Here is a 25,454-nt window from a genome sequence, read left to right as displayed (position 1 = left end):
CTATGAACGTATCAAAGTGCGGGTTCGGTTCATATCACGGTGTCATAAACCTTGACAGATGACCATTTTGTAGAATTTTTCTCTATAAAGGCCAAGTGTTGTGGGTCTACTTGGTATTCGTTTTGATCTTCGATACTATCGAAAAACAACGTACAAGCTACCTGATAACTGTGATCAACTACATCCCTTGCTTCTGTGGGCGCAGGAGTACCTATATAAAACTTTCCAACTGATTTACATTTTCCCAACGCCGATGCTTCTTTGATAAAATCTTGCGTATCCACACCGGAGTTCAGCCAAAAGTAAACCTGATGAATCATTTTTTGTTTTTTGTTTTCTTGTGCCATAATTGAAATAGGTAAAGTAGCCGCTGCACCTGCAACGGTTAAGGTTTGGAGAAATTTTCTTCTTGATTTCATGGTGATATTATTAAAGGCATTAAATATAAAAATTTAAATTGCTTCCTGAAATTTTAGCGAATACTATTATGATGAAGCATAGGAAGTTTGGAAAAACAGATTGGAAAGTATCAGAGGTGGCCTTAGGCACTTGGCAAGTCGGGGGAGGCTGGGGAGGCACATTTGACCATCAGGCAGCAAGCAAAATTATCCATTCAGCCATTGATCAAGGTATTAATTTTATAGATACAGCCGATGTCTATGATGCCGGACTAAGTGAGGCTGCTGTTGGAAAAGCAATCAGGGAGAGGTCTGAATATATATATGTGGCTACCAAATGCGGACGACAGATCAACCCACATGTCAATGAAGGTTACACGCCACAGGTATTGAGAAAATATGTGGAAGCATCTTTGAAAAATACAGGATTGGACACCATTGACCTCATCCAACTTCATTGTCCTCCAAGCTCCGTTTATCAGAGAGATGAAATATACAGGCTGTTTGAAGACCTAATCCAAGAAGGTAAAATTCAGGCCATGGGCGTCAGCGTGGAAAAAGTCAGTGAAGCGAAAACGGCCATGAATTATGAAATCGTGTCAAGCATTCAAATCATTTTCAATATGTTCAGGCACAAGCCAGCCGAAGAGTTATTTGTGTTGCCTGAGCTGAAAGATTTTGGCGTCATTGTAAGGGTGCCTTTGGCAAGTGGTTTACTTACAGGGAAACTCACTACCAATTCAATGTTTGACCCAGAAGACCATAGAAGCTTCAACCGCAACGGCGAAGCCTTTGACAAAGGCGAAACCTTCTCAGGAATTGACTTTGAAAAAGGGTTGGAAGCAGTAGAACAATTGAAAGAACTATTTGAAGGCAATGAAAGCTTGGCTTCATGGGCTATCAGATGGGTTTTGATGTTTCCTGAAGTGAGCACTGTCATTCCCGGTGCTTCTAAAGTTGAGCAGGTTTCAGCAAACCTAAAGGCAATGAACCTTCCCTCTATTTCCGCAGAAAAAATGGCAAAGGTAAAGGCAATCTATGACCAATACTTCAGATCCGAAATTCATCCCAACTGGTAATCTCCCAAATATAAAACCCTTCTTGCCCCTAACCCTCCTTGACTTTGAGCACAAAACCAAACAAACGTGTCCTGATCATCACTTACTACTGGCCTCCTTCTGCAGGATCAGGTGTTCAAAGGTGGCTGAAAACAGCAAAATATCTACCAGAATTCGGTTGGGAACCTGTTATTTTCACTCCGGAAAACCCCGACTTTGCGCTCAAAGATCCTAGCCTTCTGGAGGAAGTTTCTCCTCAGATGGAAATTTTAAAATTTCCTATTTGGGAGCCTTATGGTTTGTTTCGCTCACTTAAAAAAAACAAACTTGAACAACCAGAAAAAATCCTGGAAAAAAAAGACAAGTCGGTAACAGATCGGTTGGGACTATGGGCTAGGGCCAATGTATTGATTCCGGACCCAAGGATTTTTTGGGTGAAGCCATCTGTAAACTTCCTGGTGGATTTGATCAAAAAAAATCAGTTTCAATGCATCATCACCACAGGACCACCCCATAGCATGCACTTGATTGGTCTTCAGCTGAAGGAAAAGACAGGTATTCCATGGATTGCTGACTTTCGTGACCCGTGGAGCAAATGGGAATTCTTAGACACCCTACCTATGACTAAATGGGCAAGGTCTAGACACATACGTTTGGAGCAAAAAGTATTGTCAAAAGCTGATGAAATCCTGACTATCTCACCGACGTTTCAAAAAGAGTTCGAAGACCTTTCCCAAAGAAAAATCAGATTACTCACCAACGGTTATGATGAATCTGATATTCCGGTTGATTTTTTTGATAAGAGCAATGAAAAATCTGAAACAATAGAAATCCTATATACAGGGGTGATAGATGCCATCAGGAATCCTATCCCCTTTTTAAATGCATTTCGGTCAGTATTCGAATTGAGTGAAAAAAAAGCCATTCTACGCTTTGTGGGGAAAGTATCTGAGGAGGTTATCCAATATGTAGAGGCCGATATTTGGCTAAAAGAAAAGGTGGTATTTGAAGGATATGTCAGTCATAAAGCTGTTTTTGATTTTTATCAAAAGTCTCACTTGCTTTTGCTGATTCTGACAGATACAAAAAATGCAAAAGGGAATATTCCCGGAAAGCTTTTTGAATATATGGCGACAGGAAGACCTGTTCTTGCCTTAGGTGATCCAAAAGGGGATAGTGCTCATATTTTGAATGAAAGTAAAGCTGGACAAGTATATTCACATCAAGATATAAAGGGTATAGAGGAATATTTAAATGCCTTTGCAATTCCCGGAAGGTTTCAATTGTCTCCCTCAATCCTTAAATATTCCAGAAAAAACCTCACAGCTGATCTATCCAAACTCTTGGACCAACATGAATATTCCTTCTCTTGATTTGATATTGAATGCTTATTTGAGTTGAAGTCAATCTTGAAATCAAGTTTTGGTTATGCTCCAATGAGGTGTTTTCTCACCCGGAAAGAAAACTGGCTTTTTAAAGACAATAAAACTTTTTGAACCTGGAAGTATGTTGTTAACCACTGATTTTAAACCAATCAAAACTACTTTGCTTTTAAGGATCCCACAAGATTTAAAAACATTTTTAGTTGAGTAGATATGCGTATTGGAAAATACTGCTAGACATCCTCATTAAATTAATATTGTGTATTGAAAATGAAAAGCTGGTGATTATCACTGACTTCATTTAAAAAACTATTTCAATATAAATATCAATAAAATGATTCAAGAAGTAATCAGTAGCCTTGCTCCCCAACTTACAACGGGGCTAACAGATAAATTCAACCTAACCAGTGAAGAAGCATCTGGGGCTATTTCCACGACTAAAGATACTCTACTGAGCTCCCTCACAAGACAATTTGGATATGGTGATGTAAATGGGATCTTGGGCATGCTCAATCAAGGCCAAAACCTTTCCTCAAATGCTGTATACACTGGTTTTATCTCAAACTTGACTTCGTCCTATTCAAGCAAACTAGGTTTATCTCCAGAGAAATCATCAATGATTGCAAATTTTGTATTACCAAAAATTTTATCGGCAATAAAAGGTGACAGATCAAAAGATTTTGACAAAACAGATTTAACAAAGATGCTGGGATCTGCGCTAGGAGATGGAGTCAAATCAAGTGCAGCTGACGCAATCAAGAAGGGGATTGGAAGTTTCTTTAAGTAATCACAAATTATAAAAATTCAAAAAATGGCAAAAACAATCACAGATATCGAAGGTATCGGACCAGTATTTAAGGAAAAACTAGGTCTGGCAGGCATCACTACTGTGGGAGCACTATTAGAAAAAGGAGCCTCCAAAAAAGGAAGGAAAGAAATCGCTGAAGCTTCAGGACTAGATGAAAGTAGAATCCTTGTTTGGGTAAATATGGCCGACCTTTTTAGAATCAAAGGCGTTGCTAGTCAATTTGCAGAACTTTTGAAAGCAACAGGAGTGGATACAGTAAAAGAATTGAGAAACCGAAACCCAGAAAACCTTCATAAAGCTTTGACAGAGAAAAATGCTGAGAAGAAACTTACAAGAGTAGTACCTGCTCTTTCTCAGGTTGAAAACTTCATTAACCAGGCGAAAGAATTACCCCCTGTAGTTACGCATTGAGATATCGTATATCTCTCAAAATGGAAAAAGAGCCTTGTTACGAATTCGTGACAAGGCTCTTTTTTGATATAATATTAAGCTACTTTTCCGATAATCGCCTTCATCCAAATTTATATCCAGAGTAGGACTTTGTGTAAAAACAGACGAAACACCTTATTCACATGTTATCTTGTTTTAAACCCTAACAATCAAAACACCTCTTTAGCGATTTTATAAGTAGTGTCTGCCTTGCTCATAGTATAATAGTGTAAAACAGGAGCACCATTGGCAATCAATTCTTTACTCTGTTGTATTGCCCATTCTATACCTACTTGCTTGACATCAGCATTGGTTTTACACTTCATTAAATCATCCAAAAGATCATCCGGAAGGTCAAGGAAAAATGTTCTCGGCAACATGGTAATCTGCCCAATCGTTGTAATTGGTTTTAAACCCGGTATAATAGGAACGTCAATACCTGCGGCCCTGACTTTTTTAACAAAATCAAAATATTTCTCATTGTCAAAAAACATCTGAGTGACGATATATTCCGCACCTGCATCTATTTTTTCTTTCAGGAATTTCAAGTCAAACTTCATGCTTGGTGCCTCAAAGTGCTTTTCGGGGTAACCCGCCACTCCTACACAAAAATCAGTATGAAAACTGGTTTCTGTTTCCTCATGCAAGTACTTACCATGGTTCATCCCTATAATCTGCTGTACTAATCCCGTGGTAAACTCATGCCCCTTTGGTTCGGGAACAAACTTACCCTCATTCTTTGGAGCATCTCCTCGAAGGGCAAGCACATTTTGAACTCCGATAAAATTCAGGTCAATAAGTGCATTTTCCGTTTCTTCTTTGGTAAATCCACCGCATAGCAAATGAGGCACTGCCTCTACATGAAACCTGTTCATGATAGCCGCACAGATGCCTACCGTGCCCGGGCGTTTCTTGGTACTTACTTTTTCCAAGAGACCATTTGGATGTTTTTTATAAATAAACTCCTCTCTATGATAGGTAACATCCACAAAGGGTGGCTCGAACTCCATCAAGGGTTCTATTCCCACCAAGAGGTCATTCAGGCTTTGGCCTTTAAGCGGGGGTAGGATTTCAAATGAAAACAGTGGCTTGTCAGCCTGATTGATATATTCTGTGATTTTCATGGTCAATTTTCTTGTACTACTAATGATGGATTATATGCTAGATTGGGAGACAGCCACCTTTCGGCTTGGGCTTGCGATACTCCTTTTCTCAGTGCATAGTCGATGACTTGATCCTCTCCTATTTTTCCCAATCCAAAATATTTGCTTTCCGGATGGGCAAAGTAAAATCCACTTACCGAAGAAGTTGGATACATGGCAAAGCTATCCGTGAGGGTGATTCCGGTTTGTTTTTCTACCTGAAGCAATTCAAACAAGGTCTTTTTCTCTGAATGTTCTGGGCAGGCAGGGTACCCTGGTGCCGGTCTGATTCCACGATAAACTTCCTTGATCAAATCTTCATTTTGCAGATTTTCATCAGAAGAATAGCCCCAAAGCTCCCTTCTGACAAGGGAGTGAAGGTATTCAGCTCCAGCTTCTGCCAGACGATCTGCTAATGCCTTGAGCATGATATCTTGATAATCGTCGAAGGTCTCTTGGAATTGCTTCAATTTATCTTCAATACCCCAACCTGCAGTCACGGCAAACCCCCCCATGTAATCAATGGCCTCAGGATGAAGGTAATCTACCAAAGACCTGTTTGGCACTCCCTTTCCTTTTTTGCCTTGTTGTCTTAAAAAATGAAACGAAAACGCTGTTTCATTTTCTTCTAAATCCAAAACCCTGACATCATCTCCAACTCTTTTTACAGGGAATAAACCGACAACTGCCTTGGCCTGAAGCCATTTTTCTGAGATAATTTTATCCAACATAGCATTGGCCTCTTTGAAAAGGCGCTGAGCTTCAGTACCTACAACCGAGTCTTCAAGAATTTTGGGGTATTTACCACTCAACATCCAAGTACTGAAAAACGGAGTCCAGTCTATATATTTTCTCAAAACCTCCAAATCCAATTCTTGCATATCTGTCAAACCCAAAATGGCTGGTTTGGCTGGTTGGTAATTTTCCCAATCAATATACACAGGATTGGCTTTTGCATCCTGATAGCTCACCAATTGCTTGACCTGTTGCTTCGCCTCATGCTCTACCCTGAGTTGCAAATAAGTTTCTTTGATCTTTTTATGATAATCATCTCGTGTTTCCTCACTGATCGATTCCCCTGCGATCGGAACAGACTTGGATGCATCTGTTACGTGGATCACTGTTCCGGAATACACTGGGTCGATTTTTACCGCTGTATGGATCCGTGAAGTTGTGGCACCACCGATCAACAATGGGATCTTTAGCTCCTGTCTTTCCATCTCAGAAGCTACATAGACCATTTCATCCAAAGATGGCGTAATCAATCCACTCAAGCCGATGATATCTACTTTGTTCTTGATGGCTTCATCAATGATCGTCTGGGCATCTACCATTACACCAAGATCGATGATTTGATAGCTGTTGCAGGCCAAAACCACACCTACAATGTTTTTCCCGATATCGTGAACATCACCTTTGACGGTGGCTAAGAGGATCTTTTTGATACTGCTTTGTTCTGCATTGTAATCTGCATCACCGATTTTGGGCATAAATGGTTCTAAATAAGCAACAGCTTTTTTCATTACCCTTGCAGATTTTACCACTTGGGGCAAAAACATTTTACCTTCCCCAAAGAGGTCCCCTACCACATTCATACCGTCCATCAGTGGCCCTTCTATTACTTTTAGGGGATTTTTAAACTGCAATCTTGCTTCTTCAGTATCTTCAATGATATGGTCTATAATGCCTTTAACAAGGGCATGCTCTATTCTTTTTTCTACCGGATCTTCACGCCACAGCTCCGAAACAGCTTCTTTCTTGCCGGTCTGCTTGACTGTCTCCGCAAATTCCAATAATTCCTCAGTGGCATTTTCATGACGGTCAAAGAATACGTCTTCTACTTTTTGTAAAAGATCTTTTGGTATGTCATCATAAATCTCCAACATGGTCGGATTCACAATTCCCATATCCATCCCATGACGGATCGCATGATACAAAAAGGCAGCATGCATGGCTTCCCTTACTGTATTATTTCCCCTAAAAGAAAAACTCACATTACTCACTCCCCCACTGACTTTAGCGCCTGGAAGATTCTGTTTGATCCATTGTGTGGCATGGAAAAAATCAAGTGCATTTTTCCTGTGTTCGTCCATCCCTGTAGCTACAGGGAAAATATTTGGATCAAATATGATGTCCTGTGGATTGAAACCCACTTGATTCACCAATAGGTCATAGCTACGCTTACAGATTTCGATTCTTCTCTTGTATGTATCTGCCTGTCCATTCTCATCAAATGCCATCACAACCACAGCTGCACCAAATTTTTTGATGGTTTTGGCCTGATGGAAAAATTCTTTTTCTCCATTTTTAAGACTGATGGAATTGACTATACCTTTTCCTTGGACACACTTCAATCCTGCCAGGATTATTTCCCAGCGGGAACTGTCGATCATAATGGGAATTCGGCTGATTTCAGGCTCTGAAGCGATCAAGTTCAAAAACTTCTCCATAGCAGCTACACCATCGAGCATTCCTTCATCCATGCAGACATCCAATATCTGGGCACCTCCACGGACTTGATCCAAGGCCACTTCTAGCGCTTCATCGTATTGGCCATTCAATATTAGCCGGGCAAACTTTTTAGAGCCGGTCACATTGGTCCTTTCCCCTACATTTACAAAGTTCAGCTCAGGCGTAAACACCAGAGGCTCCAAACCTGAAAGTCTTAACGTATTATGTTTTTGGATTTTACTCATCTCCTATATTTTCTAGTTCCACAGTGCGGGGCTTATATTTCGCAGCTGCATTTGCTATGGCCGAAATATGCTCAGGTGTAGTTCCACAACAACCTCCGAGGATATTCACAAAACCTTCTTTAAGAAATTCTTCTACTTGTGCAGCCATCTCTTCTGCACCTTGGTCATATTGTCCAAATTCATTGGGCAATCCTGCATTAGGGTATGCAGAAACCAAAAAAGGCGCATTGTCTGAAAGCACCTTCAAATAAGGTCTAAGTTCCTTTGCTCCCAAAGCACAATTGAGACCAACACTAAAAAGGGGTACATGCGACACGGAAATCAGGAAAGCTTCAGTAGTCTGGCCTGAAAGTGTCCTACCAGAGGCATCAGTAATAGTACCTGAAATCATCACAGGAACTCCCCCTTCTTCTGGATTTAATGGGATTCCCCTTTCTTCAAATACTTCCTGGATAGCAAAAAGGGCAGCTTTTGCATTGAGTGTGTCAAAAATTGTTTCTACCAGAAGCACATCCGCCCCGCCATCTAGAAGCCCTTTTACCTGCTCCTGATAAGCCTCTGACAACTGATCAAATGTAATCGCTCTATATCCTGGGTCATTCACATCAGGGGATATGGATGCTGTCCTGTTTGTTGGCCCTATAGCACCTGCAACAAACCTAGGTTTATCTGGATTTTTCTCGGTATAAACTTCTGCAATCTCTCTGGCAATTTTGGCAGATTCAAAATTGATGGCATAGGCCAAGTGCGGAAGTGCATAATCTTCCTGGGCAATGGAGGTGCCACTGAAAGTGTTGGTTTCTATAATGTCAGCCCCTGCATCAAGATATGCAGCATGAATGGCTTTGATTATTTCAGGCTTGGAAAGTGACAACAAATCATTGTTTCCTTTCAAAGCTTTTGGGTGATCTTTGAGGGCAGGAGTGCGAAAATCCTCTTCTGTCAACTTGTAACGTTGAATCATGGTACCCATGGCGCCATCAAGGATAAGTACTCTTTTCTTGGATGCTTTTAGTAATTGCTCGCTTCTATTCATCAATTTATATATTAAAAAGCCTATGCGAGACAACTGGTCGAAAAAGAAAAAACTCTTTCGCTCATCTTTTTCCGGCTTTTCCGGAATGGGAGTTAGCACCTTGGATTCAGGTTGCTAAGACTTCAACGGGCCCTTCCCTCAGTCTTTCTCGATAAGCAAGTTCAAATGTAAAGCCTTTAAGTGAATTATGTCAAGTTTTTTCAAAAATCTTCTCTTTTCCTATTCATTTATATAAAATTGAGATAGATACATTAAGGATTTTCCATTTACACCCATTCTAATTTGATTTACCAAATTCTGACAGTACTTTATGTTTGAATTCATAAACCTTCAATTTTCAGTCATGATAAAAAAAATGTTCCCAATCCTGCTATGTATCGTTTTGGCCTCATGTAATTTCTCCTACAAGGAAGGAGACACGGTAAATGACGGCTACTGGGATGCCGAAAAGAAAATAAAAGAAATGGGTATCACACTTCCCAATCCCAGTGCACCTGTTGCCAATTATGTAAATGCAGTGCGAACAGGAAATCTGCTTTTTCTGGCAGGTAAAGGTCCTAGCGAGGCTGACGGCACTTATATTACCGGAAAAGTCGGAAGTGATTTGACTATTGAAGAAGGACGGGAAGCTGCCAGACTGGTAGGTTTGGCACAACTCGCTGTCCTCAAAGCCGAATTGGGTGACTTGAATAAAGTCAAAAGGATCGTAAAAGTTTTGGGTATGGTGAATTGCGATTCCGATTTCAAAGACCAACCTCAGGTCATCAATGGCTTTTCCGATCTCATGGTCGAAGTATTTGGAGAAAAGGGCAAACATGCAAGATCAGCTGTAGGAATGAATGCTTTGCCTATGGATATCTCGGTAGAAATAGAATTAATTGTTGAAATTGAGGAATAGCAACTTAAGGCCTGATACCTAAGGTGAATTGTAGGTAGGGATTTGCCATATATTTAAACATAGGCAAGCCTAAGAAATTATATGGTGTAAGTGGTAACTCATAACCTGCATGCACACCAAATATTATGTCGTAAAAGTTGCCCCTATTGGTAGGCAAGGCATAAGTCACCATCAGCTCAGGTTTGCCCATCAAACCGGCGGACCTGACATATCCGTCAAAATCAGGCTGCTCAAATAGGCTTGGAAAGTCGGGCTTATTAGGCGAATACAAGGTGTAACGAAGATTCCCATATCCCAATCCACCTAATACACCAACCTCAATATTTCTCAAGTCAAATAGTATCAAGCCGGCATTTCCATAAATCCTTACACTATTGAGGTTATGGTTCATGGTTTCATTTGCCTGCCCAGAAAGACCGAGATTATAGAAATCCACACCGTAGAGTTTATTTCTGTTGAATCCCAAAATCTTCAATCCAATATTATTTGGTCTTCCACTAAAAGGTTGTAGGCCATTTTCTTCAAGATTACTGTTCAGTGCATCAGGCGTGGTAAAATTCAAACCATAAATCAAATGGGCTCCAATCGAAGCATCACGATAAAAGAAATTATGATCAGGTAAGGTTATACCAGCTCCTACCCTAAAAAATGCACCTGCCTGTGCAGCACCGAAATTAATCCCGTTCAAGTTCCAAGAATCTTCAAATGGGCTAAAAGCATATCCAAAACGGGCCAGTATTTCCAGTGACTCATCCCTGCCAGGAATCGGGAAATCATAACTGGTATGGAATCCAATCTCTGTGAGAAACCCAGTCATGTTGAGCGAACTCTTCTGAATATTGCCATCACGGAGAATAAAACCTTGCTGTGGCTGCTGAAGAAATGCATCTATGGAGTTGGCGTCTGACTCGCGTAACATCTGGAAGTTCAAAGACCCTGAACCTATAGCCATATAATGAATCAGTTGAAATGGGCCCTCTTCCGTAAATGAAAAACCAACATTCAACAAAAATCTAGTAGACCTATAATCAATTTCGTATCCGTTGAAATTGGAGGCGGGGCCGGAACTTTGTAATACTTCCAAACCTAATATAAAATCATTGAATCGGGTTTGATAACCAAAGCCAAAATTTGAATAGCTCTTTCTCATTGGGGTCAAGCCTTTATCTTGTAGCATAAGGTTGAACTCCCTGAGATTGGCTCCCGTCCTCCCAAAGTTGACGTACATGGAAGATCTCGTAGCCCTTTCAAGCTGAGCTTGCGCTACTTGCGAAATCAAAAGTAAAAACAGAATAAGTGCTGGAAATCTCATAAGTCTCATTGCGGAATCAAAAATAAGGCTAAACCTATGAATGAACAGATGATTTGAAGAAAAATTATAACCTGAGGTATTTGATGATTTTAGAATAGAGGTAATCAGGGTTGAATGGTTTGGGTATAAAATCATCCATACCTACTTCTTCAAGCTGATCTTTCACATCAATCAAAGATGAAGCTGTCAGTGCTATTATAGGTGTCAGTCTTTTTTTCAAATTTTCTACATTCCTGATATGTCTTGCCACTTCAAAACCATCTACATGTGGCATCTGCAAATCCAACAGGACAAGATGAAAATCACTCTGATCGAAAGCACTAATCGCTTCAATTCCATCGGCAGCTATCACAATGCTGCCCACTCCCCATCGGCGCAGGAATTTCTTAATCATGATCTGATTGACAAGGTTATCTTCGGCTACGAGAACCTTAGCTTTATTGAGGTTTCTGCCCAATTCCCCACTATTGTCCAAGACTACGCTTTGGTTGGCCTCTACTTTTTCAAATTCCACATCAAAGGTAAAGAGACTTCCACCCTCCTCTCTTTTTATGGCTTTGATCTCTGAATCAAATAATAGTACTAACCTTTTCACTATAGCCAAGCCAAGTCCCGTTCCTCCAAACTTCCTGGTAGTTTCTGTACTTGCTTGGGTAAATGCTTCAAAAATTGACTCTAACTTATCCTCCGGAATTCCTATTCCAGTGTCTTCAAAATCAAATCGAACCTTAATTTTTGTAAAATCATCTTTTAATAGAGTCAACTTTATCCTAACAAAGCCAGACTCAGTGAATTTTATAGCATTTGAAATCAGATTATTGACAATCTGTCCCAAGCGGACAGGGTCTCCCAGTATCTTCTTGGGTATGTTGGCATCAAACTCAAAGCGTATATCCAGGGACTTCTCTCTAGCCTGATAAGAGTATGAGTGAATGATTCTATTGATTACATTTTTAAGGTCAAACTCAACGTTTTCCAGCTCAACTTTACCTGAGTCAATCTTAGTGTAGTCAAGGATATCATTGATCAAACCCAAAAGGTTTTCAGCAGAAAATTGTAGTGTTTTAAGATTTTCCATCTGATCAGACCGTGGATTGTCCTCTAATAGTAAATGCGACATCCCGATTACTGCATTCATTGGAGTCCTGATTTCATGACTCATGATCGAAAGAAATTGGGACTTCACCATTGAGGCCTGTTCTGCTTTTTCCTTGGCCAAATACAGGTCTTTTTGAGCCATCCTCAATTTGGTGATATCCCTCGCAATACCATTATAGTACACTTCCCCTTCATCTGTTTCTACCAGCTTCCCATTGGTGCTAAAAACCCTGTTTTCTCCATCTTTCCTCCTAAGTTTGAACTCCAGGTATTGGTTGTTTTTCAAAAATTGGATTTTATCTTTTTCGAACTCCTCCAAGACTTTGCTATCCTCCATATTGAGGAAAACTTTGAGGCTTTTGTTTATGACTTCACTCACCTCATATCCCAAAAACTGCTTGACGTTGGGTGATACATAGGTGAACTCCAGGTCAAGGTTAATGGAGAAAATAATTTCAGTAGACTCCTCTACAAGCTTTCTGTATTTTTCCTCATTTTTCTTTAGGTTGGTTTTAGCTTCATATTCTTCATTGATGTCTCTCAGGATACCTAAAGCGTATTCCACCTCTCCTCCATAAAAAATTGGCCTAACGGTCATTTCATAGACCCTACGCCTATATACCATGTTTTTTTGGATGATTTCTTTTTTCAAAAGTGCGCGAGTCACCGCAGGCTGAATTTCTTTGAGATTTTTGACGTGTACTTCTGAGAGTGTTTTGCCTTCAAAATCTTTCGGTGTCATTCCCCATGCAGATAAAGTGGTGCCTTCTGCCACTATATACTTCAGGTCTCTATCTATCAGAAAGACCGAAGTAAGTGGGATATTGGACGCCAAAACCCTGTACCTTGATTGACTTCTGATGATTTCTTCACGTGATTTTTTTCGCTCTGTAATATCCTGAATCAAACCTTCATGGAGCAAAATACTCCCTTGATCATCTAAAATTTCACTTGATTTGTCCTCCACCCAGCGATAGGTGCCATCTTTTCTTCGTAGCCTGTATTCACCGGAATAGGCTGGAATGCCATTTTTCTTCTTATTGTTGATATGCTCGTTCAATAAGTCCTCTACATCATCCGGATGTATCAAATCCATGATACTAACCCGATGGTGTATCAGGTCTTCAGCATCATATCCAAACTGCCTGATGTTTTCAGAAACATATACAAGTTTGAAATCATCATTTGGATCCACTGTAAATAAAACCGCTGGACTGTTTTCTACTACCATTTTGGCCCTTTTGGCCAAGGCTTCTTGCTTGTGCAGTAGAGACAAATTTCGAATCACAAAGGAGTAGCCTATTTTGACCTGTTCGTCATTCATAAAGGCCTGAACGGAAACTTCATAAGGCTGAACCTTTCCATCCCTTGACTTGAGGTTGAGCTCCTTTTTATATACTTTGGTGAGTTTTAGTTTTTGAAGCGTCTTCTTGACATTGGTGTTTTCTGAACTCAAAAACTCATATAAATCGAATATTTTTCCTGAAAAATGCTCTGTGGTTTTGATCTTACACTCGCTTTTGGCAGCCCGATTCATGTACAGGATGTTCCAGTTATTGTCTGTCACAAAAATAGGATCATCCACCTGGGCCAAAATTTGGGATTGTAGTTTGAGGTAGTTTTCCGCATCTCTTTTATGGGTTATGTCAGAACAATACCCATAGATTTCAATTTCTCCAGACTCGTTTATATCCCTTACCTGAATACTGTAATTGATATATTTCTCTTTTCCCTCATGATTGACAATACTGAATTCCCCTGAAGTGGTAGCCATGGTGGTCTTGGCTAGCTTTGTGTTCTCGAGAATTTGTCTTTTATGTTCGGAAGAGAGTCTTTGCAATAAGTCTCTGGGCTTGGATGCATTGATGTTTTCATCCAAGTCAAAAATCTGGTTGAATCCTTTTGAGAAGTAAATTAGATTTTTTGAATTACTAAGCCTCCAAGATCCCGCTTTGGCTAGTATTTCTGTGCTTTCCAACAACCTTTCATTGCGATCAAGACTTTTCCGGATGGCCCTGTTAATAAAACTACCCGCATAAATATCCCCCAATTGCCTCAAGACATATTCATCTTTTTCGTGCCAATCCCTCTTTTGTTTGACAGCATCCAAACCAAAGAAACCAATCAACCTATTTTCAGAGAAAATCGGAATTAAAATTACTGATTGGATGCCCTGTTGCATGTATACTTCCCTTTCGTGGGCAAAGGCTTCGTCCATCAATTCAACGTCCGGGATAATCAGGATTTCACCTTTCCTGAGTTCCTGCATAGTCATGGCATCTTCATCGATAGGGATGGTCTTTATGTAGGTGATTTGTGCGTCAATCCCATCATTGGTCCATTCGTAAGCATATTCCAGGATCTGTAAATCATCATGCACTAAAAAAATGTAGGTCCTATCCGCTTTTTCAAAATCCCCCAACATTTTGAGCGAAAGGTTGAAAACAGAGTCAAGTCTATTGATGTCAGCATTGACAAATCGGGCTGAAATCTGATTGATCAGTATCTCAAGTTCATACCTTTTTTGCAGGGATTTTTTAGCCACGTAGTAATCCGTCACCTCTCTGGCACTGATGAGGTAGCCATCTATACTGGGTTCTTGAAGCAGGTTTTTGGCATAGCTCTCCAGGAAAATTTTCGAACCGTCATTTTTGGTCAACCAGAAATCAATCTGTATCTCTTTCTTGGATCTTTTTAATGAATTAAAATCTCCTTTGACAAATTCAATAACCCCTTCCTCGATAAAATCATCCAAGGATTTACCAATGATTCTTTCTGGTTTAGTACCCAACTTATCTATAGCCGCTGCACTTATAAATTTGAAAACTCCTTCCTCATCAATGATCGCAAGGATATCATAGCTATTTCTTAGGATTGTATTGACAAAACTCAACTCTTGCTGAGATTCCAGTATCTGATATTGTTGGTTCCCGGAATCCATAAAGGCACTCAGGGGAATATGGTGTCTTCCTTTTGCAAGGCAATACCGTACATCAGTATTTGATGAAAGATTGACAAAAGACCAATGGAATTTATGCAAAATACCATTTTTGTCCTTCAGCGTTCTTATAAAGTCTGCTTTGGGACTGACACCACTCAGGAAAAAGCGGTAAAGTTCATTTTGGCTCGCACCGCTGTTAACAAATTCCTGCCATTTGTTTACGCCAAAAAAGAAGTTGTCCAGCCAATACTTGTTTACAAAAACAATCTGCTCCTCACTAAAAACCATCATTGGATCCTGTACCTCGTCGAAAAAACTGAACACAGAAATGTCTAACTTCTCAAAATACGCCATGCAATCCTGTAAAACTAAGTGGAGGTTTGATTAATTATGGTTTTATTTAGGGGCAATGTTGAAATAGCAATCTAAAAATATTCATTGGAATTCCATAACACAATTAAAAATTTAAGATGATAAGAAAAAATATACCTTTATTCCTAGTGATGATGTTTTTGGGCCAGATTGTACTGGCACAAAACCCTGAATTGGTAAATATCACTGACCTGACCAAAATCGTCAGTACCAGTTCTCATGAAATCACCCCCGATGGCAAACAAGTCATTTATGTTAAAAATTTTATTGACGAAAAAAGCAAAGAAGATTACGCTTACAAGAGCCAACTTTGGATCAGCGATTTGGCCGCCCCTTTTGAAACCAAGCCGCTGACTTCCTCAGAGTACAATATCTCCTCTATATCCCTTTCACCGGATGGTAGCAAAGTAGCTTTTGTCAGGCCAAAAGACGGTAAAGCACAAATCTGGATTCTACCTCTAAAGGGAGGAGAAAGTCAGGTAGTGACTTCGGAGAAAAACGGAGCCTCTAGCCCAGTGTGGGCTCCCGATGGCAAAAAAATCCTTTTTTCCTCTACACATCCTATTTGGCAAATTGATGGAGAACCTACCTGGGAAGTACAAAGACCAGGAAGACAACACAACGATGAACCCAACTACAAAGCCATAAATGCCGGTCTGGCCAAAGAAGAAATCTCCCCAAATCCAGATGGCTCATTAGAGGAATTGAGGGCTTATTTGGCTAAAAACAACTCCAAAGGTGACCCAAAAGTCATTGACAGGTTGAACTTCCTTGGCGAAAGAGACCTCAGTCCCGAGTTAAGTTTTTCTCACTTGAACATCCTTGACCTTGAGACCGGAGAAACCGAGCAAATCACAAATGGCTTCCAGAGCTTCTTCGGAGGGAGCTGGTCACCTGATGCTTCTTATATTCTCGCATCCAGCTTGGAAAACAATGAGCATCCTGACTTAACAAGGACCACTGAAATATGGAAAATCAATTTGAATGATAAGTCCACAGAAGTATTCTTTTCCCTGGATGAACACAGTGTAGGTGCCCCGAATTTCTCGCCAGATGGCAAGTGGATAATTTTTAGAGGTCAGAATGTAGAAGAACCTTCTTATAACATGTCCATGCTTGGAGCCATCAAGCCTGACGGCAGCGGCTTTAAGTGGTTGACAGAATCCCTTGACAGAAGTATAGGTTCAGGAAAATGGGCTTCTAATTCACAGGATTTTTATTTTACAGGTGCCAATCAGGGAGGTTTCTCCCTGTGGAAAGTAAGTGTGTCCTCCGGGAAAGTTGATCCAATCATCACCGGACCACAGGGAGTGACGAGCTTTGATGTCAAAGGACAAAACCTTGTCTATGCGCTTACCAAAATCGAAAATCCTTCTGAGGTCTACCATGCAGACCTTGCAAATAAAAACGCCAAACAAATTACCAAAAACAATGAGTCTTGGTTGGCAGGAAAGAAAATTTCCAAACCAACAGCACATCAGTTGAAAACAGAAGATGGCTTTACGGTAGATTATTGGGTGATGGAACCCAGTGTCAGAAAAGAAGGCAGCAAATATCCTACTGTAGTAAATATGCATGGAGGCCCTTCAGCCATGTGGGGACCGGGTGAAGCTTCTATGTGGCATGAATTCCAAGTGATGGCTGCCAAAGGATATGGTGTGGTATATTCAAACCCAAGAGGTAGTGGTGGTTATGGAAAAGTTTTTCAGAAAGGAAATTTTCAAAATTGGGGAGATGGACCAGCAGCAGATGTATTGGGTTCACTAGATGCCGCCATGGAACAATATGACTGGATAGATGGAGACAACTTGGTACTTACAGGAGGTTCTTATGCAGGATATCTTACTGCTTGGATAGTGGGCCACGACCACAGGTTCAATGCTGCATTTTCTCAAAGAGGCGTTTATGAACTGACTTTTTTCATGGGTGAGGGCAATGCCTGGAGATTGGTACCAAATCACTTCGGATATCCTTGGGAAGATGGTGTCAAAGAAATTATGGATTACAACAGCCCACAAACTTATGTCCAAAATATCCAAACACCTCTTTTGATCAAGCATGGTGATCAAGACTTAAGAACTGGAGTCAGGCAGTCCGAACTGCTTTACAAAAGCTTAAAAATCCTAGGTAAACCTGTAGAATACGTCAGGTACCCAGAAGAAGGACATGAAATGTCAAGATCCGGCGCTGTTCACAGGAGAATTGACAGAATGGCGAGAATTATTGAATTTTTTGAACGCTATGTAGAACACCCTAATAATTGAAAAAAATGATAAAGTACAACACCCTAAAAGGGATATTCAGTCTCATTGTCATTTCCTTATTTCTTGCAAATGGGGGAATGGCACAAGACCAAAAACCCATGTCTTGGAAAGATGTGCCCTCATGGAAGTCCATTTCTCAAGGCTCTGTCCAGTTCTCCAAAGATGGAAAATGGATGGCATACGGCATGGTCCTAGTGGAAGGTGATGGAGAAGTCATCATCCAAAAAGTAAATGATCCCGAGAGCAAAAAATCTTTCCCAATAGGTTCTTCCAGCAATCCAAGCATCTCTTTTTCAGATGATGGGAGATGGGTAGCATTCAAAGAATATCCAAAAGAAAAGGATAAGAAAGCCGCTTCCAAAAACGGAGGAAAAAACCTCAAAGAAAAGCTTGTTCTCATAGACTTGCAGCATGACTACAAAAAAACTGAATACGATAATATTGCCTCCTTTTCATTCAATGGCAAATCCTCAAGCCACCTGGCAATCAACCTCAGCAAAGAGGGAGCCAATGGGGATGCAAAAGGATCTGACCTATTGATCGTCAACCTTTCCAATCTCAAATCCCATAATATCGGAAACGTATTGGAATTTGCTTTCAATAAAAGCGGTGAATATTTGGCTTATACCATTGATGCTGCCAATAAAAACGGCAATGGCCTACACCTCTACCAAGTAGGTTCAGGCAACATCAATATCCTTGAGACTGACAAAGCAACCTACAGGTCAATCAACTGGACTGAAAAAGGTGATGCTTTTGCCTTACTCAAAATGGTGGATGACAAAGCATTTAAGCAAGATCAGGGTAAAGTCATAGGCGTAAAAAATCCCAATAAACCCGAACTCGTGCTCTACGATCCGAAAGCTGATAGCACCGGGTTTCCTAAGGATTTTACCATCAGCCCCAACAGAAAGCCTATGTGGTCTGAAGACCTGAGTAGGTTGTTCTATGGTATTCATCCGCTTGTTGCAGAAAAAAAGGATGATAAAAAAGAAGAAAAAAAGGAAGAGAAAACCGAAGACAATGAGGCTGATAAGTTGGGCAGAATTATGGCCGACACAACAATCAAGTCCATTTCCGACCTTCAAAGCGCTATCGCAAAGCTAGACACGGGAAAAACAAAATCCAGCACCTCCAAGGGTGATCCTTCAAAGCCCGACATGACCATTTGGCATTGGAAGGACAGCAGGCTGCAATCCAGGCAACAGGTATTGGAAAATCAGGACAAGAATTACAGTTTCTGGGCAATGTACCAAGTATCAGATGCCAAGCATATCGCTTTACAGGACAGCAGCATGAAAGACCTTCAGTTACTTCCAAAACAAAAATTCGCACTGGGTTCAGATTTGAAGCAATATGAATTGGACATTAACTTGGATGGACAAAACTACTATGACTATTACGTAGTGGATTTGAGCACTGGGGAGCGAAAAGAATTGTTTACAAAATTCTACCAACCGAATTACAATTCGCGTCCAAGGCCTTCTGAAGATGGTACTAAATTGTTGTATGCAGAAGATGGTCATTTTTACCTATATGACATTCCAAGTGGCAAAAAATCCAACCTTACCGAGAAAATCGCAACTACATTTGTGAATGTAGAGGACGATAGAAATGTAGAAAAACCGATGAATGCTCCATTGGGGTGGAGTTCGGACAGCAAGTTTGTTTTATTAAGGGACAATTGGGACATCTGGCAGGTCCCTGTCAGCGGGACTACCACTGCCACTAACCTTACGCAAAACGGAAAAACCGACAAAATCAGGTACCAAAGCCGTTTTTCTTTAGATCCTGAAGAAAAAGGCATAGACCTAAGTAAAGGCCTATATGTCCGTCTTTATGGTGAAAACAACAAAATGAGCGGTATCGGAAAGATCAACTCCGGTAAAAACGGTCTGAACCCTGGTGTGGAAAAGCTGATCTGGGAAGAGGCAAACATCAACAGGCTGAGCAAAGCAGAAAATGCCGATGTGTATTTCTTCACTAAAGAAAAATTCAGCACACCAACAGATTATTTTGTCACTGGACCTAAGTTGGAAAATCCTAAAAAGCTCACTTCCAATGCCCCTAATGCTGACAAATACGCTTGGTCTTCAGGCGTCCAACTCGTAGATTATGTCTCAGACAAAGGAGACAGCCTTCAGGCAGCTTTATTCTTACCAGCTGGTTATGAAGAAGGCAAAAAGTACCCAACCCTTGTGTACTATTATGAAAAGCTTTCCCAGACCCTTCACAACTACTCCAGTCCTGGATTTTCGGGCACAGGATGGAATCCTGGCATATATACCAGCAACGGATATGCTGTCTTGATTCCAGATATCGTGTACACCCTTGATGATCCGGGGATGTCCGCTGTGTGGTGTGTCTTGCCTGCGGTAAAAGAAGCCTTGAAAACAGGTGTGATAGACGAAAAAAAGATGGGTTTACATGGTCACTCTTGGGGTGGCTATCAGACCTCATTCCTGATCACTCAAACAGACATGTTCAAAGCGGCAGCTGCTGGTGCACCTTTGACCAATATGGTCTCCATGTATGACCTGATTTATTGGAATACCGGTGGTGGTAATATGGCGATTTTTGAAGCTTCTCAGGGAAGATTCAGAGGTGGACCATGGGAAAATTGGGATTCATATCTCAGAAACTCACCAGTCTACCATGTCAAAAATGTGAAAACACCATTGCTGATGCTCCATAACGACAAAGACGGTGCTGTAGACTTTACACAAGGCATAGAATACTACAATGCCTTGAGAAGGTTAAAAAAGCCAGTCATTATGGTTCAATACAAGGGAGAAAACCATGGTCTTTCCAAGTTGGAAAACAGGAAGGACTATAGCGTCAGGATGATGGAATTTTTCGATCATCACCTCAAAGGAAATGATGCACCACAATGGATATCAGAAGGAGTTGACAGACTTAAATTGGATACACATTTAGAGCAACGAGTATTTTAATTCAGAAAGTTACACACTAGTAAACATGAAATATCATTGCAATAATTATAATAATCCAATAAATTAAACTTAAAAATACCCAATATTGGGTATTTTTTTCACCAAAAAAAAACTGTATACTTGAAGTATCTTTTAGAGTTTTCTCTAAAGTGTTTAAGTTCAAAAAGGGTTATCCCGAAAAACAAAAGCCTCTGTATGTAACAGGGGCTTTTTTGGTTAGGTGATATCCCACTGCCCTCCTGAGATTTCAACACTGACCGTATCCTATTTATTTCCGCTCCATCATCCTCTATCTTTCCACAAAGAGCATGGCTGAAAGGCAAGAGGAAATTCACATTCAGAGAGCTCAAATCGAGCTTCCCTATCTTTTTTGAGTTATTCCTTATTTTTTCCCAAATTGAACAAAACATCATCTCCACTGACCCATGACCTATCAAAAAGCCTTTCCCCTATTTATCGCTTTATTCCTATATGTTAGCCATGCAGCCTTTTCTCAATCCGCGGAAAAACCCAATATTTTATGGTTATCGGTCGAAGACATCAGCCCTATGTTGGAAATGTATGGTGATCAGAGTATCAGTACCCCAAATATAGACCGTTTGGCCAAGGAAGGAATCACCTACAGCCGCGCCTATGCTACGGTAGGGGTATGTGCCCCAAGCCGAAGCAGCATCATCACGGGAATGTATCCAGTCAGTATCGGTTCCCACAATATGAGAACTGGGCCTCACTATGCCTACCGTGAACCGGAAGACGAAACCTACAGGGATTATTATGCACAAAAAGACATCAAAGGGAGAAACGTGCCCGAATATGCCACTGTACCACCCCCTTTTGTCAAATGCTTTACTGAATACCTGAGAGCCGAAGGGTATTATACCAGCAACAATGCCAAGACTGACTATCAATTCAATTCTCCCCTTACAGCATGGGATGAGATTGGAAGAGAAGCTACCTACAAAAACAGGAAAGTAGACCAACCTTTTTTTGCGGTATTCAACCATGAAATCACACACGAATCCAGGATTTTCATGAAGAAGGAAGATCCCATGCTGGCAGACAAGAACAAGGTCACACTTCCAGAATACTTTCCTGATATTCCTGTGGTCAGGCAGGATGTGGGAAGAGCATATTCCAATATTATGGAACTCGATAAGCAAATAGGTGATATGCTCAAAGGCTTGGAAGATCAGGGATTGTTGGACAAAACGATTATTTTCTTTTGGTCAGATCATGGAGGACCCTTATTGAGGCAAAAAAGAGCAGTCGGCAATTCAGGTTTACATGTTCCGCTGATCGTGAGAATGCCCAATGGACAGATGGGAGGGACTAAAATTGATGATATCGTTTCTCTGATGGACTTAGGGCCTACAGTAATGTCCCTTGCAGGTATTGTACCACCCGATTATATGCATGGAAAAGCGTTTTTGGGACCCCATAAAACCAAACACCCGCATCAATATGCTTTCGGTTCAGCGGACAGGTTTGATGAAGCCTTGGATATGAGCAGATCGGTCATTGACGGAAGGTATGTCTATATCAGAAATTTCCGGCCAGAGCTGCCTTTAATATATCGGAACGAATACCGTGAACAGATTGACATGACCAAGACCTTGGTCGAAATGGACCAAAAGGGAGAACTCACAGGCGGTGCAGCGTATATTTTCATGAAAACAAAGCCTTTGGAAGAATTGTACGACCTCAGTACTGATCCAGATGAAATCCATAACCTCTCAGCTGCTCCTGAGCATCAGGCCAAACTTAAGGAACTCAGAAATGCTTTATCTGCTTGGCAGCTGGAAATCGGAGACTTGGGCTTTGTACCTGAGTATGACCTGGTCAATATGATGTGGCCGGGCATGGTACAACCTGAAACGGCCCCTGTGGAATTTGTGTCCGAAGACGCCATGCTTGGCTTGTCATCCAAAACTGAGGGAGCCAGCATTGCTTTTCAAATCGATTCGGAAATTGGCGGAAAATATTGGAGCCTTTACACTGAACCCCTAAAATTGGAAAAAGGCCAGAAAATCGCTGCCAGAGCTGTAAGAATAGGGTATAAAACCTCTGACATCGGGACATTTACCAATCCATAAGGAGAGTTTAACGTATGATAAATAGGACTCTTTGATTCCTGACAGCTGAGGAGGGTTTAATTCATTAAACCGAAATACCTATGTGTACCATAAATTTGATAAAAAAAACTTCCTTTCTCTTTTTACTAATTTTTCTGATTGCAGCTATAGGACCGACAGAAAAATTGGCGGAAAAAATAAAGGAGAACCTGAAATCCTTTCAGTTATATTATTCCCCTGAAAAAGTCTATCTCCACCATGACAAACCGTATTATATGGCAGGTGAACTGCTATGGCTGAAAGCTTATGTGGTGGATGCGGCAAGCTTACAATCCACTAATAGAAGCGGAGTATTGTACGTAGACCTGATTGATTCCAGTAATCAGGCCATTGAAAGGTTGACCTTACCTATTGAAGAAGGCCAAGCCTTTGGTGACATCTCTTTACCCGACAATCTGGATGAAGGAATTTACCGCCTTTCGGCCTTCACCAGCTGGATGCGCAATTTTGGAGAGGAAACATTTTTTCAAAAAGACATTTATATTTTGGGTTCAAAGGAGGACCCAAGGCCAAAAAGCACTGGTAGCAATGCTGGGTTTGACCTTCAATTTTTTCCGGAAGGAGGAGATTTAATACAAGGCCTTCATCAAGAGCTTGCCTTTAAGGCTTTGGACTCAAATGGCTATGGTATTTCATTCTCTGCAACTGTGATTGACGATACCGGAAATGAAATTCTTGACATCAAAGACCAGCACGCAGGAATGGGGTCATTCAGCTTTACACCTGAACCGGATAAACAGTATTTTGTCAAACTGGATCAGGAGGATGGCAGTGATGCAGAATTCCCTTTGCCAATAGCCAAAAAACGTGGGTATATCCTGAGTGTGGATGAAGTAAGCGACCCTGAAAACATCCTCCTAAGGGTAGCAACAAATATTGAAGAGCAGAGACCTTTACACATTTTTGGAATCTCACAAGATCAATTACTCTATGATGAAGCTGTGCTTACACATGCTTCCAAGACATTTGAGAGCAAAGTCCCAAAATCCGATTTTCCCACAGGAGTTGTGAGATTTACTTTGGCCCTTGAGGATGGCGAACCTTTGGCAGAAAGGCTGGTATTTGTCAGGCATCCTAAAAAAAACAACTTAAAAGTCATCTCAGAGAAAGATGCCTACTTTACCAGAGAAGAAGTAAAATTATCCATTCAATCAGAGGGAGGAGCAGAAATCTCCCATATTTCAGTTTCAGTAACTGCTAATACCTTGGTAAACCAACCCAAGCACCAAGAAAATATCGAAACTTACCTCTTGATGAGCTCAGATTTAAAAGGCTATGTAGAAGATCCCGGGTACTATTTTGAAAATAGGGAAACAGAAAAACAATCTGCACTTAGAACCCTGATGATGACACAGGGCTGGAGAAGGTTTGGTTGGGATGATTTGGTGTCCGACCGATTCCCTATCATCCGCTTCCAAAATGAAAGAGACCTGAATATCAGGGGCAGACTGGTGGATAACAAAGGGAATCCAATTAGTGAGGGTGAAGCCCTTCTCTATCTAAAAGACAAATACACTACATTTATGATTGCCCCAACAGATGACAAAGGTTATTTCACGTTCAAAGGTTTCTATTTTAAAGGTAATATTCCAGTGGTAGTCCAAGGGACAGATAAACGTGGAAGAAGGGATAATGTAGAGGTTCAGATGCTCGGCATGGATGATATCCAACCAACAATTGATAAGGGGATTTCCTTGTCACCCCAATTCATACAAGCCTTACCAGATCACTATATCAGTTATACCCAAGAACAGTTTCAAAGCATTGAAACAGAGGTTTGGGGAATGGAGCTTGATGATTTGCTTTTGCAGGAAGTGGTAGTAGAAGGAAGAGCCGAGGTATTTAAGCCCTTCAAGTTACATACCCGTGCAGACGCAGTCATTTACCAGAGTCAGCTTCCTGTGGCGCCTTCCGGGAATGTGTTGGAAGTGCTTCAGGGCAGGGTTGCAGGTTTACAGGTGATGCCGGACGGGATGAACCAGTTTCGCGCTGTCATCCGTGGACAAGGCCCCCCTCTCTATCTTTGGGATGGCATCCCCATAGGTGAAAGTACATTACAAAGTATCAATCAGTTTGATATTGAGAGAATCGAAATACTGAAAGGTCCTGGAAGTGCAGGCATATATGGAGGCCGAGCCGGAAATGGAGTCATTGCATTTTTCAGTAAAAGTGGACTGGATGAAGAAGAAGTGGACTTGGAGTCAGGCAAACACATCACCCTACATCATGCTGCCGGGTTTAACCGGACAAGACAATTTTATTCTCCCGTGTATGAGACAAGCGAATACTACGACCTGCCAGACCTAAGAAGCACCATTTACTGGAATCCTACTGTCCCGATCATGAAAAATTCGGTTAGAGAACTCCGGTTTTTCACTTCGGATACCCCGGGAACCTATCAGGTCACCATAGAAGGGATTACGGATAGCGGTGAACCATTGTATCAATCTTTCACTTTAGATGTTGGAAACGATACCTTGGAAGAAAATTAAAAAAAGCCTCTGTTTAAAACAGGGGCTTTTTTGGTTCCTTAG

15 protein-coding genes and 1 riboswitch are annotated in these 25,454 nt (G+C 41.0%); of the genes, 9 read left to right on the top strand and 6 right to left on the bottom strand.

The window, feature by feature from the left end; genetic code table 11:
- Positions 1-29 precede the first annotated feature (29 nt).
- A complete protein-coding gene (locus tag CLW00_RS17055; RefSeq protein WP_106134901.1) occupies positions 30-419 on the bottom strand; it encodes a Dabb family protein in 390 nt (129 codons plus the stop codon).
- A 71-nt stretch (positions 420-490) separates the two neighbouring features.
- Here CLW00_RS17055 and CLW00_RS17050 point away from each other — a divergent pair, with 71 nt between their 5' ends.
- The 4 genes from CLW00_RS17050 (at position 491) to CLW00_RS17035 (ending at position 4,057) form a co-directional block, all read left to right on the top strand.
- Positions 491-1,477 carry an aldo/keto reductase gene (locus tag CLW00_RS17050; RefSeq protein WP_106134955.1) on the top strand — a complete coding sequence of 329 codons (987 nt, stop codon included), beginning with the start codon at positions 491-493 and terminating at the stop codon, positions 1,475-1,477.
- 44 nt (positions 1,478-1,521) lie between these two features.
- Complete coding sequence (locus CLW00_RS17045; RefSeq protein ID WP_106134954.1) at positions 1,522-2,829, top strand: glycosyltransferase family 4 protein; 1,308 nt, start codon at positions 1,522-1,524, stop codon at positions 2,827-2,829.
- Between the two features lie 343 nt (positions 2,830-3,172).
- A complete protein-coding gene (locus CLW00_RS17040) occupies positions 3,173-3,625 on the top strand; it encodes a hypothetical protein (RefSeq protein ID WP_106134900.1) in 453 nt (150 codons plus the stop codon).
- A gap of 24 nt (positions 3,626-3,649) precedes the next feature.
- Positions 3,650-4,057 carry a DUF4332 domain-containing protein gene (locus tag CLW00_RS17035; protein ID WP_106134899.1) on the top strand — a complete coding sequence of 136 codons (408 nt, stop codon included), beginning with the start codon at positions 3,650-3,652 and terminating at the stop codon, positions 4,055-4,057.
- A 188-nt stretch (positions 4,058-4,245) separates the two neighbouring features.
- On the opposite strand, the gene metF is transcribed toward CLW00_RS17035, so the two are convergent.
- From metF to CLW00_RS17020, 3 genes are read right to left on the bottom strand one after another with little or no spacing between them, the layout of a single operon-like run.
- Positions 4,246-5,199 carry a methylenetetrahydrofolate reductase [NAD(P)H] gene (gene metF / locus CLW00_RS17030; RefSeq protein ID WP_106134898.1) on the bottom strand — a complete coding sequence of 318 codons (954 nt, stop codon included), beginning with the start codon at positions 5,197-5,199 and terminating at the stop codon, positions 4,246-4,248.
- 2 nt (positions 5,200-5,201) lie between these two features.
- Entirely contained in the window at positions 5,202-7,913 is a 2,712-nt protein-coding gene (gene metH / locus CLW00_RS17025; protein WP_106134897.1) for a methionine synthase, read from the bottom strand.
- The gene (locus CLW00_RS17020) at positions 7,906-8,949 is read right to left on the bottom strand and encodes a homocysteine S-methyltransferase family protein (protein WP_106134953.1); all 1,044 of its coding nucleotides are present in this window, start codon (positions 8,947-8,949) and stop codon (positions 7,906-7,908) included. The genes metH and CLW00_RS17020 overlap by 8 nt, the downstream gene beginning before the upstream one ends.
- 58 nt (positions 8,950-9,007) lie before the next feature.
- Positions 9,008-9,107, bottom strand: a riboswitch (SAM riboswitch).
- A gap of 185 nt (positions 9,108-9,292) precedes the next feature.
- Here CLW00_RS17020 and CLW00_RS17015 point away from each other — a divergent pair.
- A complete protein-coding gene (locus CLW00_RS17015) occupies positions 9,293-9,847 on the top strand; it encodes a RidA family protein (RefSeq protein WP_245917349.1) in 555 nt (184 codons plus the stop codon).
- 4 nt (positions 9,848-9,851) lie between these two features.
- Here the strand turns inward: CLW00_RS17015 and CLW00_RS17010 are convergent, their stop codons facing one another.
- The gene (locus CLW00_RS17010) at positions 9,852-11,159 is read right to left on the bottom strand and encodes a hypothetical protein (RefSeq protein ID WP_245917347.1); all 1,308 of its coding nucleotides are present in this window, start codon (positions 11,157-11,159) and stop codon (positions 9,852-9,854) included.
- Positions 11,160-11,223: 64 nt separating this feature from the next.
- Positions 11,224-15,552, bottom strand: coding sequence for a PAS domain S-box protein (locus CLW00_RS17005; RefSeq protein ID WP_106134895.1), 4,329 nt, complete (start codon positions 15,550-15,552; stop codon positions 11,224-11,226).
- Positions 15,553-15,668: 116 nt separating this feature from the next.
- On the opposite strand from CLW00_RS17005, the gene CLW00_RS17000 reads away from it, so the two are divergent.
- From CLW00_RS17000 to CLW00_RS16980, 4 genes are all read left to right on the top strand, one after another.
- Positions 15,669-17,834 (top strand): S9 family peptidase, encoded by a 2,166-nt coding sequence (locus CLW00_RS17000; RefSeq protein ID WP_106134894.1) that lies wholly within the window; start codon positions 15,669-15,671, stop codon positions 17,832-17,834.
- A gap of 5 nt (positions 17,835-17,839) precedes the next feature.
- The gene (locus CLW00_RS16995; protein WP_106134951.1) at positions 17,840-20,788 is read left to right on the top strand and encodes a S9 family peptidase; all 2,949 of its coding nucleotides are present in this window, start codon (positions 17,840-17,842) and stop codon (positions 20,786-20,788) included.
- 425 nt (positions 20,789-21,213) lie between these two features.
- Positions 21,214-22,881 (top strand): sulfatase family protein, encoded by a 1,668-nt coding sequence (locus CLW00_RS16985; protein ID WP_106134892.1) that lies wholly within the window; start codon positions 21,214-21,216, stop codon positions 22,879-22,881.
- Between the two features lie 80 nt (positions 22,882-22,961).
- Positions 22,962-25,412 (top strand): TonB-dependent receptor plug domain-containing protein, encoded by a 2,451-nt coding sequence (locus CLW00_RS16980; RefSeq protein ID WP_106134891.1) that lies wholly within the window; start codon positions 22,962-22,964, stop codon positions 25,410-25,412.
- The last annotated feature ends 42 nt before the right edge of the window (positions 25,413-25,454 follow it).

Source organism: Mongoliibacter ruber (assembly GCF_003003005.1).
GTDB classification, from domain to species: Bacteria; Bacteroidota; Bacteroidia; order Cytophagales; family Cyclobacteriaceae; genus Mongoliibacter; species Mongoliibacter ruber.
The sequence above is the reverse complement of the archived record's forward strand: the minus strand, read 5'-3'. Positions and strand labels throughout refer to the sequence as shown.

Excerpts from the sequence above, each read along its gene's own strand:
- CLW00_RS17055 (WP_106134901.1), bottom strand. The coding sequence starts at position 419 with ATGAAATCAAGAAGAAAATTTCTCCAAACCTTAACCGTTGCAGGTGCA.
- CLW00_RS17050 (WP_106134955.1), top strand. The coding sequence starts at position 491 with ATGAAGCATAGGAAGTTTGGAAAAACAGATTGGAAAGTATCAGAGGTG.
- CLW00_RS16980 (WP_106134891.1), top strand. The coding sequence starts at position 22,962 with ATGTGTACCATAAATTTGATAAAAAAAACTTCCTTTCTCTTTTTACTA.
- metF (WP_106134898.1), bottom strand. The coding sequence starts at position 5,199 with ATGAAAATCACAGAATATATCAATCAGGCTGACAAGCCACTGTTTTCA.
- CLW00_RS16995 (WP_106134951.1), top strand. The coding sequence starts at position 17,840 with ATGATAAAGTACAACACCCTAAAAGGGATATTCAGTCTCATTGTCATT.
- CLW00_RS17040 (WP_106134900.1), top strand. The coding sequence starts at position 3,173 with ATGATTCAAGAAGTAATCAGTAGCCTTGCTCCCCAACTTACAACGGGG.
- CLW00_RS17035 (WP_106134899.1), top strand. The coding sequence starts at position 3,650 with ATGGCAAAAACAATCACAGATATCGAAGGTATCGGACCAGTATTTAAG.
- metH (WP_106134897.1), bottom strand. The coding sequence starts at position 7,913 with ATGAGTAAAATCCAAAAACATAATACGTTAAGACTTTCAGGTTTGGAG.
- CLW00_RS17020 (WP_106134953.1), bottom strand. The coding sequence starts at position 8,949 with ATGAATAGAAGCGAGCAATTACTAAAAGCATCCAAGAAAAGAGTACTT.
- CLW00_RS17000 (WP_106134894.1), top strand. The coding sequence starts at position 15,669 with ATGATAAGAAAAAATATACCTTTATTCCTAGTGATGATGTTTTTGGGC.
- CLW00_RS16985 (WP_106134892.1), top strand. The coding sequence starts at position 21,214 with ATGACCTATCAAAAAGCCTTTCCCCTATTTATCGCTTTATTCCTATAT.
- CLW00_RS17010 (WP_245917347.1), bottom strand. The coding sequence starts at position 11,159 with ATGAGATTTCCAGCACTTATTCTGTTTTTACTTTTGATTTCGCAAGTA.
- CLW00_RS17005 (WP_106134895.1), bottom strand. The coding sequence starts at position 15,552 with ATGGCGTATTTTGAGAAGTTAGACATTTCTGTGTTCAGTTTTTTCGAC.
- CLW00_RS17015 (WP_245917349.1), top strand. The coding sequence starts at position 9,293 with ATGATAAAAAAAATGTTCCCAATCCTGCTATGTATCGTTTTGGCCTCA.